At 73.6% G+C, this 11,005-nt stretch carries 7 protein-coding genes; 6 read left to right on the plus strand and 1 reads right to left on the minus strand.

Features of this window, described 5'->3' with window-relative positions; all coding sequences use genetic code 11:
* Positions 1-279 precede the first annotated feature (279 nt).
* Genes F8279_RS15785 through F8279_RS15795 form a run of 3 tightly spaced genes read left to right on the plus strand, consistent with a single transcriptional unit; the run spans position 280 to position 2,952 of the window.
* Positions 280-1,527 (plus strand): MurT ligase domain-containing protein, encoded by a 1,248-nt coding sequence (locus tag F8279_RS15785; RefSeq protein ID WP_091421964.1) that lies wholly within the window; start codon positions 280-282, stop codon positions 1,525-1,527.
* Positions 1,517-2,239 (plus strand): type 1 glutamine amidotransferase, encoded by a 723-nt coding sequence (locus F8279_RS15790; protein ID WP_151500347.1) that lies wholly within the window; start codon positions 1,517-1,519, stop codon positions 2,237-2,239. Before F8279_RS15785 ends, F8279_RS15790 begins: the two co-directional genes overlap by 11 nt.
* Positions 2,236-2,952, plus strand: coding sequence for a TVP38/TMEM64 family protein (locus F8279_RS15795; RefSeq protein WP_151500348.1), 717 nt, complete (start codon positions 2,236-2,238; stop codon positions 2,950-2,952). The genes F8279_RS15790 and F8279_RS15795 overlap by 4 nt, the downstream gene beginning before the upstream one ends.
* 45 nt (positions 2,953-2,997) lie before the next feature.
* Here the strand turns inward: F8279_RS15795 and leuS are convergent, their stop codons facing one another.
* The gene (gene leuS, locus F8279_RS15800; protein WP_151500349.1) at positions 2,998-5,838 is read right to left on the minus strand and encodes a leucine--tRNA ligase; all 2,841 of its coding nucleotides are present in this window, start codon (positions 5,836-5,838) and stop codon (positions 2,998-3,000) included.
* A 398-nt stretch (positions 5,839-6,236) separates the two neighbouring features.
* Here leuS and F8279_RS15805 point away from each other — a divergent pair, with 398 nt between their 5' ends.
* The 3 genes from F8279_RS15805 to F8279_RS15815 form a co-directional block, all read left to right on the plus strand.
* Entirely contained in the window at positions 6,237-7,292 is a 1,056-nt protein-coding gene (locus F8279_RS15805; protein ID WP_151500350.1) for a MoxR family ATPase, read from the plus strand.
* A gap of 1 nt (position 7,293) precedes the next feature.
* A complete protein-coding gene (locus F8279_RS15810; protein ID WP_151500351.1) occupies positions 7,294-8,592 on the plus strand; it encodes a DUF58 domain-containing protein in 1,299 nt (432 codons plus the stop codon).
* A 16-nt stretch (positions 8,593-8,608) separates the two neighbouring features.
* On the plus strand, positions 8,609-11,005 hold a 2,397-nt coding region (locus tag F8279_RS15815; protein WP_151500352.1), incomplete at its 3' end, for a DUF3488 and transglutaminase-like domain-containing protein.

An 11,005-nucleotide genomic window follows, 5' to 3' on the forward strand; every position in this document is an offset into this window, starting at 1 on the left:
CCATCGCGCCCCACTCTACTCCACTTCCCTCCACCTGCAACCAGAATCGCCCGCGCGGCGTGGCGTTTCCGCGCGCAAAACCGCACGTCAACGCGGGTGGGGCCGAGTGGAGGGGGTGGGGCGCGCCCCGCACCGTCCACTACCCGACATCGACCGCCGCCGTCCGGCCCCGCGCGCTCCGGCCGTCCGCCGGGCCGTCCCCGGCCGAACGGTTCGCCGTCGGCGGCGATCTGGTGGAGGTGGCGGTCCGGTAACCTCGCTCGGGTGACGGACGCGAAGATGCCCTTGCGGGCAAAGGTGGCCAGCTCCGTGTCGCGCACCGCCGCGGCGCTGTCGCGGGCTGCGGGCCGTGGCGACGGCTCGGTGATCGGCGGCTGGATCGGCCTCAAGATCGACCCGGACCTGCTCGCCCACCTCTCGGCCGGGCGCGCCATCGCCCTGGTCTCCGGCACCAACGGCAAGACCACCACCACCCGGCTCACCACCGCCGCGGTCGGCGTGCTGGGCCGGGTCGCCACCAACTCCTTCGGCGCGAACATGCCCACCGGCCACACCTCGGCGCTGGCCAAGGCCGGCAGCACGCCGTACGCCGTGCTGGAGGTGGACGAGCACTACCTCGCCCAGGTGCTGGAGGCGACCGAGCCGCACGTGGTGGCGCTGCTCAACCTCTCCCGCGACCAGCTCGACCGCGCCAAGGAGGTCGCCATGATGGCGCAGCTCTGGCGCGCCGCCCTGGTCCGGCACCCGCGGATCCGGGTGGTCGCCAACGCCGACGACCCGATGGTGGTGTGGGCCGCCTGCCCGCCGGCCGACCCGGCCCAGGGTCACGTGCCGCCGCACGTCACCTGGTTCAGCGCCGGGCAGCGCTGGCACGACGACTCCTGGGTCTGCCCCGAGTGCGGCTCCACCATCCAGCGCTCCGGCGAGCAGTGGTGGTGCACCGGTTGCCCGCTGCGCCGCCCGGAGCCGAACTGGACGGTCGAGGACGACGGCGTGCTCGACCCCACCGGCGCCTGGCACAAGATCCAGCTCCAGCTCCCCGGCAAGGTCAACCTCGGCAACGCGGCCACCGCCCTGGCCGTCGCCGCCGAGTTCGGCGTACGCCCGGTGGACGCGGTGTCCCGGCTCGGCACCGTCACCTCGGTGGCCGGCCGCTACGCCCAGGTGGACCGCGACGGGCGCAACATCCGGCTGCTGCTGGCGAAGAACCCGGCGAGCTGGCTGGAGGCGTTCGACATGGCCGACGTCGCGCCGACACTGCTGTCCATCAACGCCCGCGACCCCGACGGCCTGGACACGTCCTGGCTGTTCGACGTGGACTTCTCCCCGCTGACCGGCCGGCAGGTGCTGATCACCGGCGACCGGGCGTACGACCTGGCGGTGCGGCTGGAGGTCAACGGCGTGCCGTTCCAGCACGTACGCAGCTTCGACGAGGCCGTCCGCGCCGTGCCGCCGGGCCGGCTGGAGGTCATCGCCAACTACACCGCCTTCCAGGACATCCGAGCGGAGCTGGACCGTGTCAACTGAGAGCCTGCGCATCGTCTGGATCTATCCCGACCTGCTGTCCACCTACGGCGACCGGGGCAACGCGCTGATCCTGGCCCGCCGGGCCCAGCTGCGCGGCATGCCGGTCGAGGTGCTCGAGGTCCGCTCCGACCAGCGGCTGCCCGCCACCGCCGACATCTACCTGATCGGCGGCGGCGAGGACGGCCCGCAGGCGCTCGGCGCCCAGCGACTGCTCGCCGACGGCGGCCTGCACCGGGCGGTGGCCCAGGGTTCGGTGGTGTTCGGCGTCTGCGCCGGCTACCAGCTCCTCGGCACCTCCTTCTTCGCCAAGGGCACCCGCTGCGCCGGCCTGGAGCTGCTCGACCTCTCCTCCGACCGCGGCCCCACCCGGGCGGTGGGCGAGCTGGCCGGCGAGGTCGACCCGCGGCTGGGCATCCCGCACCTGTCCGGGTTCGAGAACCACGGCGGCCGTACCCACCTCGGCCCGGGCGTGTCCCCGCTGGCCCGGGTCACCACCGGGGTCGGCAACGACGGGACCACCGAGGGCGCGTGGCGGGGCAAGCTGCTCGGCACCTACTCGCACGGCCCGGCGCTGGCGCGCAACCCCGACCTGGCCGACCTGCTGCTGCGCTGGGCGACCGGCATCCACCAGCTCCCCCCGCTCGACGACACCTGGGCCGACCGCCTCCGCTCCGAGCGCCGCACCGCGGTGGCCGCCGCCCCGAGGCCGTGACCGACGCCGCCCGGCCGGGGCGGCGACCGGTGGCCCGCCGGCTCGCCGGGTTGCTGCGGCAGCCCTCGGCGCGCCGGTTCGGGCTGCTCCTGCTGCTGCTCGCCGGGTTCGGCGTGACGCTGCTGCTGGTGCCCCGGCCGGACCCGGCCGACCTGCCCCGGCTCGCCGACTCGCTCGGCGGCTACGGTCCGCCCGCGGCGGTGGTCGGCGGCGCGCTGCTGCTGGTGGCGCTGGTGCCGCGGACGTTCGTCACGCTGGCCGCGGGCGCGATCTTCGGCCCGGTGCACGGCGCCGCGTACGCGCTCGGCGCGGCGCTGCTCGCGGCGGCCATCGGCTTCACGGTGGGCCGGGTGCTCGGCCGCGACTTCGTCGCCGAGCGGGTACGCGGCCGGCTGGCCCGCCTCGACGGCTGGTTCGCCCGGCAGAGCGTCTTCGGCGTGATCACCGTACGGCTGCTGCCGATCGCCGGGTTCGGGCTGGTCAGCTACGGCTACGGCACCACCGCCGCCCGGGTGGTGCCGTTCCTGGCCGGCAGCGTGATCGCCTCCGCCCCCACCGCCATCGGATACGCGGCGATCGGCGCGGCCGTGAGCACGCCCGGTTCGATCAACTGGTACGCGGCGGCGCCTGCGAGCCTCGGCCTGATCGCCAGCGTGCTGATCATCCACCGCTGGTGGCGGGCCGAACGGCGCCGCCGGTCCGAGCCGGCATGACCGGCGGCGGGCGTGCCCCCGAAGTGGACACGCCCACCGGCCCGGTCAGGCGACGACCGAGACCATCCGGCCCTTCACCACGATCACCTTGCGCGGCTCCCTGCCGCCCAGCGAGCCGGCCACGGCCTCCAGCGCCGCCGCGCGGACGGTCTCCTCGGTGGCGTCGGCCGGCACCTCGACCCGGCCCCGGACCTTGCCGTTGACCTGCACCGGATACGTGACCGACTCGGCCACCAGCAGCGCCGGATCGGCGACCGGGAAGTCCTCGTACGCCAGCGAGGCGTCGTGGCCCAGCTTGTGCCACAGCTCCTCGGCCACGTGCGGGGCGAACGGGGCGACCATCAGCACCAGCGGCTCGGCCACCTCGCGCGGCGTACGCGCCAGCCGGGTCAGGCCGTTGGTCAGCTCGATCAGCTTGGCGATGGCGGTGTTGAACCGGATCCCGTCCATGTCGGCGCGGACCCCGTCGATCACCTTGTGCAGCAGCCGCCGGGTCGCCTCGTCGGCCGGTTCGTCGGTGATCCGCAGCTCACCGTTCTGCTCGTCGACGACGGTGCGCCAGACCCGCTGCAGGAACCGGTACGAGCCGACCACTGCCCGGGTGTCCCACGGGCGGGACACCTCCAGCGGGCCCATCGACATCTCGTACACCCGGAACGTGTCCGCGCCGTACGCCGCGCACATGTCGTCGGGCGTGACGACGTTCTTCAGCGACTTGCCCATCTTGCCGTACTCGCGCCGGACCTCGGTCTCGCCGTGGAACCAGCGGCCGTCGACCTCGACGACCTCCTCGGCGGGCACGTAGGCGCCGCGCGGGTCGACGAACGCGTACGCCTGGATCATGCCCTGGTTGAACAGGCGGCGGAACGGCTCGAACGACGAGACGTGGCCCAGGTCGTACAGCACCTTGTGCCAGAAGCGGGCGTACAGCAGGTGCAGCACGGCGTGCTCGGCGCCGCCGACGTACAGGTCCGTGCCCCCGCAGTCGCCCGCGCCGCGCGGGCCCATCCAGTACGCCTCGTTCTCCGGCTCGGCGAAGCGCTGCGAGTCGGTCGGGTCCAGGTAGCGCAGCTCGTACCAGCAGGAGCCGGCCCACTGCGGCATCACGTTGGTCTCGCGGGTGTAGCGCTTGGGCCCGTCGCCCAGGTCCAGCTCCACCTCCACCCAGTCGCGCCGCCGCGACAGCGGGGTCTCCGGATCGCTGTCGGCGTCCTCCGGGTCGAACGTCTTCGGCGAGAAGTCCTCCACCTCGGGCAGTTCGACCGGCAGCATCGACTCGGGCAGCGCGATCGGCGCCCCGGTCTCGTCGTACACGATCGGGAACGGCTCGCCCCAGTAGCGCTGCCGGGAGAACAGCCAGTCGCGCAGCCGCCAGGTGACCGCGCCGGCGCCGTGCCCGCCGGCCTCCAGCCACTCGATGATGCGCGCCTTCGCGTCGGCCACGCCCAGGCCGTCCAGATCGATGCCGCGATCCGGCGCGGCGCTGTTGATCGCCGGACCGTCCCCGGTGTACGCCTTGCCGTCGAAGCCCTCCGGCGGCTGCACGGTCCGCACGATCGGCAGCTCGAACACCTCGGCGAAGGCCCAGTCCCGCTCGTCCTGAGCGGGCACCGCCATGATCGCGCCGGTGCCGTACCCGGCCAGCACGTAGTCGGCGATGAAGATCGGGATCTGCCCGCCGGTCACCGGGTTGGTGGCGTAGGCGCCGACGAAGACGCCGGTCTTCTCCTTGCTGTCCGCCTGCCGCTCCACGTCCGTCTTGGCCGAGGCGGCCTTCCGGTACGCCTCGACGGCCTCACGCGGGCCGGCGTGCCCGCCGGTCCAGGCGTCCTTCGTCCCCTCCGGCCAGGTGGCCGGCGTCAGCACGTCGACCAGCTCGTGCTCGGGCGCCAGCACCATGTAGGTGGCGCCGAAGACGGTGTCGGGCCGCGTGGTGAACACCCGCACCGGGGCGGCGTCGGTCGGGAAGTCGATGTGCGCTCCGGTCGACCGGCCGATCCAGTTGCGCTGCTGCAGCTTGATCGGCTCGGGCCAGTCCAGTGTGTCCAGATCCTCCAGCAGCCGGTCCCCGTACGCGGTGATCCGCATCATCCACTGCTTCAGGTTGCGCTTGAAGACCGGGAAGTTGCCGCGCTCGGAACGGCCGTCGGCGGTGACCTCCTCGTTGGCCACCACGGTGCCCAGGCCCGGGCACCAGTTCACCGGCGCCTCCGAGACGTACGCCAGCCGGTGGTCGTCGACGATGCGCCGCCGCTCCCCCACGGACAGCTCGGCCCACGGGCGCCCGTCCGGGGTGGCGCGGGTGCCGCCCTCGAACTCGGCGATCAGCTCGGCGATCGGCCGGGCCTTCTTCGCGTCCGCGTCGTACCAGGAGTTGAAGATCTGCAGGAAGATCCACTGGGTCCAGCGGTAGAAGCCGGTGTCGATGGTCGCCACCGAACGCCGCTCGTCGTGGCCCAGCCCCAGCCGGCGCAGCTGCGCCTTGAACCGCTCGATGTTGGCCTCGGTGGTGGTCCGGGGGTGGGTGCCGGTCTGCACCGCGTACTGCTCGGCGGGCAGGCCGAACGCGTCGAAGCCCATCGCGTGCAGCACGTTGCGCCCGGCCATCCGCTGGTAGCGGGCGTAGCAGTCGGTGCCGATGTAGCCCAGCGGGTGGCCGACGTGCAGGCCCGCGCCGGACGGGTACGGGAACATGTCCAGCACGTACAGCTTCTCGGCGCCCGCGCGCGGGTGGCCCGGGTCGGCCAGCGGGCCCGCCGGGTTCGGCGCCTGGAAGGTGCCGTCCCGCTCCCAGACGTCCTGCCAGCGGTGTTCGATCTCGTCGGCCAGGGCGGCGGTGTACCGGAACGGGGGAATGTCGGTCGCCGGTGCGGCTGCCTCACTCATGGCGTCTCCTCGGCGCGGATCAAATTCGAAAAATTGTGGGCGGTCTGCTGCGGGCACAAAAAAGCCCCTCGCGCAGGAGGGGCGGCCGTGCTGTCGCGCGTTCAGCGCATCAACACGGCTCGGTAAGAAGCAGGTAGAACCCGGCCATGCACGGCAGTGTACCTCGCCCGCCCGCCGGAGGGCTCGCCCGTTCCCGGGTCGACGCCCGGTCCCCCGGTCCGGCGAATATTCCGGGCGTAACCGACCGACCACCTGCGGGAGTCGGCAGTAACGACAAACATGGTTAGCCTGAGAGGCCAATGAGATTTCTGCGGCAGACGAGGCTCGGCGTCGCGAACCCAACGGCGGGTCCAGGTGCTCTATAAAGAGCTGCCGTCCAGGCGACGAGGAGGAGGCCCGTGACACAACAGACCTGGGACGAGGTGGGCGGTCTGCTGCCGCACGACGAGTTCCGCGCCGCCAGCGAGGCCATCGTGGCCAACATCGAGCAGGTCATCGAGGGCAAGACCGCCACCGTCCGGCTCGCCCTGGCGGTGCTGCTGGCCGAGGGTCACCTGCTCATCGAGGACGTGCCCGGCGTCGGCAAGACCAAGCTCGCCAAGGCGATGGCCCGGTCCATCGACTGTTCGGTCCGGCGGATCCAGTTCACCCCCGACCTGCTTCCCAGCGACGTCACCGGCGTCAGCGTCTACAACCAGGAGACGCACGACTTCGAGTTCCGCCCCGGCGCGGTCTTCGCCAACCTGGTGGTCGGCGACGAGATCAACCGGGCCTCGCCGAAGACCCAGTCGGCGCTGCTGGAGTGCATGGAGGAGCGGCAGGTCACCGTCGACGGGGTCACCTACCAGTTGCAGACGCCGTTCATGGTGATCGCGACGCAGAACCCGATCGAGATGGAGGGCACCTACCCGCTGCCCGAGGCGCAGCGGGACCGCTTCACCGCCCGCATCGCCATGGGCTACCCGGACCCGCGCGCCGAGCTGGCCATGCTCGACGGGCACGGCGCGACCGACCCGCTGCCGGGGCTGCGTCCGGTCTCCGACGCGGCCACCGTCCGCCGGCTGATCGGCCACGTCCGGCAGGTGCACGTCGCCGACGCCGTCAAGCAGTACGCGATCGACCTGGTCACCGCCACCCGGGAGGCGCCCGACCTGCGGCTGGGCGCGTCCCCGCGCGCCACGCTCCAGCTGCTGCGCACCGCCCGCGCGGTGGCCGCCCTGGAGGGCCGCGACTACGTCCTGCCGGACGACCTCCAGGTGCTCGCGGTGCCGGTCCTGGCGCACCGGATCATCCCGACCGCGGACGCCCAGCTGGCCCGGCGTACCACCGACGCGATCGTCTCCGAACTGGTGCACCGCCTGCCGCTCCCGCACGACCGGCAGCGGTCGCCGTACGACACCCGGCCCGGCGCCGGCAACAACGGCCGCGGGCCGTACGAGCCGCGGAGGCCGTGACGTGCGTGACGGCCTGCGTGGGCTGACCACCCGCGGCCGCTCCTTCCTGGCGGCCGCGGTGGCCGCGGCGATCTCCGCCGGCATCCTGGGCGAGAAGGACCTGCTCCGGGTGGCGGTCCTACTCGCCGTGCTGCCGCTGCTGGCCGCCGCGTACGTCGGGCGCAGCCGGTACAAGCTGGCCTGCAACCGGTCGCTGGAGCCGCACCGGGTGCCGGTCGGCGCCAGCTCCCGGGTGGTGCTGCGGCTGCAGAACCTGTCCCGGCTGCCCACCGGCACGCTGCTGCTGGAGGACCGCCTGCCGTACGCGCTGGGCAGCCGGCCCCGGGTGGTGCTGGAGCGGCTCGGCGCGCACCAGGCCAGCTCCGTGGCGTACACGGTCCGCGCGGACGTGCGCGGCCGCTACGAGGTGGGGCCGCTGGTGATCCGGCTGACCGACCCGTTCGGCCTGTGCGAGCTGACCCGGTCGTTCCCCAGCACCGACCACCTCACGGTGATCCCGCAGGTCACCCCGCTGCCCGCGGTGCGGCTGCCGGGTGAGTACGCCGGCAGCGGCGACAGCCGGGCCCGCTCGGTGGCGGTGCACGGCGAGGACGACGCCGCCACCCGGGAGTACCGGATGGGCGACGACCTGCGCCGGGTGCACTGGAAGTCCACCGCCCGCACCGGTGAGCTGATGGTGCGCCGCGAGGAGCAGCCGTGGGAGAGCCGGGCCACGGTGGTGCTCGACACCCGCGCCGCCGGGCACCGGGGCGAGGGCCCGACGGCGAGCTTCGAGTGGGCGGTCTCGGCCGCCGCCAGCATCGCCGTGCACCTGCGCGAGGCCGGCTACAAGCTGCGGCTGGTCACCGGCAACGGGGCCGACGTCGGGGCCACCGAGGCCGGCGGCGAGGGACTGCTGCTCGACCAGCTCGCCGACGTGCACCTGGACCGGCGCGGCGAGATCACCACGCTGGTGCAGCAGGTCCGGCAGCGCGCCGACGGCGGTCTGATCATCGCGCTGCTCGGCACGCTCGGCACCGCCGAGGCGGAGTTGCTGGCCGGGCTGCGCGGCAACGGCGCCACCTGTGTGGCGTTCCTGCTCGACAGCAACACCTGGCTCAACCTCCCGCCGAACGCCCGGATCGAGGCGGAGCGGGCGCACGGCGCCGCCGCGCTCGCGCTGCTGCAGAGCGGCTGGCGGGTCATCGGGGTGGAGCACGGCACCCGACTGCCGATGCTGTGGCCGCAGGCCGGGCGGGGCTCGCAGGGCTTCGCGCTGCGGGCCGCCATGGCCGAGACGGTGGCCGGCGGACGGCGATGACCGGAAGGATGGTCCTGTGACCCCGCACCGCAACATCGGGTTCGTCGCCGCGGCGGCGACGCTGCTGGCGGCGGCCCCACTGTCGGCGATCTTCGAACGCTGGACCTGGCTGATCCAGGCCGCCGTCGTGGTCGCCGTGGTGGCCGGCTCGGCCGCGTTGAGCCGCCTGGGCCGGATGCCGCTGTGGGGGCAGGTGCTGGCCATGCTGGCCGGGCTGACCCTGGGCCTGACGTGGGTCTTCCCCGGCGGCACCGAACTGCTCGCGTTCGTGCCGACCCCGGCCACGTTCGGGCACTTCGGCGACCTGCTCCAGACGTCGTTGCAGGACATGCGCTCGTACGGCGTGAAGGTGCCGGACGTCGACTCGCTGCTGTTCCTCGCGGTGCTCGGCATCGGCGCGGTCGCCGTGGTGGTGGACGTGCTCGCGGTCGGGTTGCGCCGGCCCGCGCTGGCCGGCCTGCCGATGCTGGCCATCTACTCGGTGCCGGTCGCGGTGTACGTGGACAGCGTTCCGGCCACCCCGTTCGTGGTGGGCGCCGCCGGTTACCTCTGGCTGCTGGTCACCGACAACGTCGACCGGGTACGCCGGTTCGGCCGCCGGTTCACCGGCGAGGGGCGCGACGTGGACGTCTGGGAGGCGTCCCCGCTGGCCGCGGCGGGACGGCGGCTCGCAGTGGTCGGCGTGATCGTGGCGGTGGCGCTGCCGCTGGCCGTGCCCGGGATGACCGGCGGGCTGCTGAACAACGTCGGCGCCGGGCCCGGCGAGGGCAACGGGCGGCCGGGCCAGGGCGGCAGCTCCGGCCGGGTCGACCTGTTCGCGGCGCTCAGCGGCCAGCTCAACCAGAGCGAGGTGATCGATCTGGTCAAGGTCAGCACCAACGAGACGACCCCGTTCTACCTGCGCCTGGGCGTGGTCGACGACCTGCGGCCCAGCGGCTTCCAGGCACGTGTGCCCACCGGGCGGCCGATCACCCGCCCGCTGCCCGACCCGGGGGAACGCGCCCCGCGCGGCGTCGACCAGCAGCGCTACCGCGCCACCGTCGAGGTGACGAGGAACCTGAACATGCCGTTGATGCCGGTCTACGCCGAGCCGGTCAAGACCGACGACCTCAACGGCAACTGGCTGTACGACCCGAACCAGCAGGTCGTCTTCTCCAACCGGGACAACGCCCGCGGTAAGAGCTACTCCTTCGACTACGTCCGGTCCACCTTCAGCCCGGCGGCGCTGCGCGCGGCCCCGTCGCTGCCCTCGGACAGCCCGGTGATGCGGCAGCAGACCGAGCGGCCGTCCGTACCGGCCGTCGAGGAACTGGTCGCGGAGCTGGTCAAGGGCAAGTCGAACGACTACGACAAGGTCCGGGCGATCTACGACTACTTCTCCGTGGAGAACGGCTTCACCTACTCGCTGTCCACCCGCAACGGCAGCAGCGGGGAGGACATCACCGACTTCCTCGCCACCAAGGTCGGCTACTGCCAGCAGTACGCCGCGGCGATGGCGTGGCTGGTCCGCGCCGCGGGCATCCCGGCCCGGGTCGCCGTCGGGTTCACCAACGGCAGCAGGGCCGACAGCGGCACGTACGTGCTGACCAACCGCAACCTGCACGCCTGGACCGAGGTCAACTTCAGCGGGATCGGCTGGGTGCCGTTCGACGCCACCCCGGCGGCGGCCGTGGCGGGCTCGGTCCGCTCGGCCTGGGCGCCGGACATCGACGCCCCCGAGGAGGCCACCCCCTCGACCGGCAGCACCAGCGCTCCCGACGCGGCCGGCCCGTCGGCCGGGCCGAACGAGGCGGACCGGCTCGACAAGGACACCGACCAGGGCCTCACGCTCAACCAGGGCGGGCCCGCCGAGGAGAGCCCGGTCTGGCCGTGGTGGCTGGCCGGTGCGCTGGCGCTGCTGGCGCTGCTCGCCGTACCGGCCCTGCGCCGCTCCGCCCTGCGCCGCCGCCGGCGCGTCCGGGCGGTCACGCCCGCGGCCACCGCGTTGCCGGTGCCGGGCCAGCGCGGCGAGACACGGCAGGTCGTCGTCGGCGTGGACGCCGAGGCGGCCCGCGCCGACGCGCACGCCGCCTGGGACGAGCTGCTCGACACGCTCGTCGACTTCCACGTCCGGGTGGACCGCACGGAAACCCCACGGGCCACCGCCGAGCGGCTTGCCCGGGAGGCGCTCGCCGAGAGGGGAGACGCCGCGACCGGGGTACGCCTGCTCGGCCGCGCCGAGGAGCGAGCCCGCTACGCCCGTGACCCGCTGACCGACGCGGAGTTGCAGCCGGCGCTGCGCATGGTCCGGGGCGCGTTGGCGGCGGGCGCGGACCGCCGTACCCGGCTGCTGGCCGCGCTGCTGCCCCCGTCGGTGCTGCAGCGCTGGCGCACCGGTCTGGCCGAGCGGTCGGCACGGGTGGTGACCACGAGC

Origin of the sequence: Micromonospora sp. AMSO1212t, assembly GCF_008868145.1 — a bacterium.
In the GTDB taxonomy this organism is placed as follows: Bacteria; Actinomycetota; Actinomycetes; order Mycobacteriales; family Micromonosporaceae; genus Micromonospora; species Micromonospora tulbaghiae.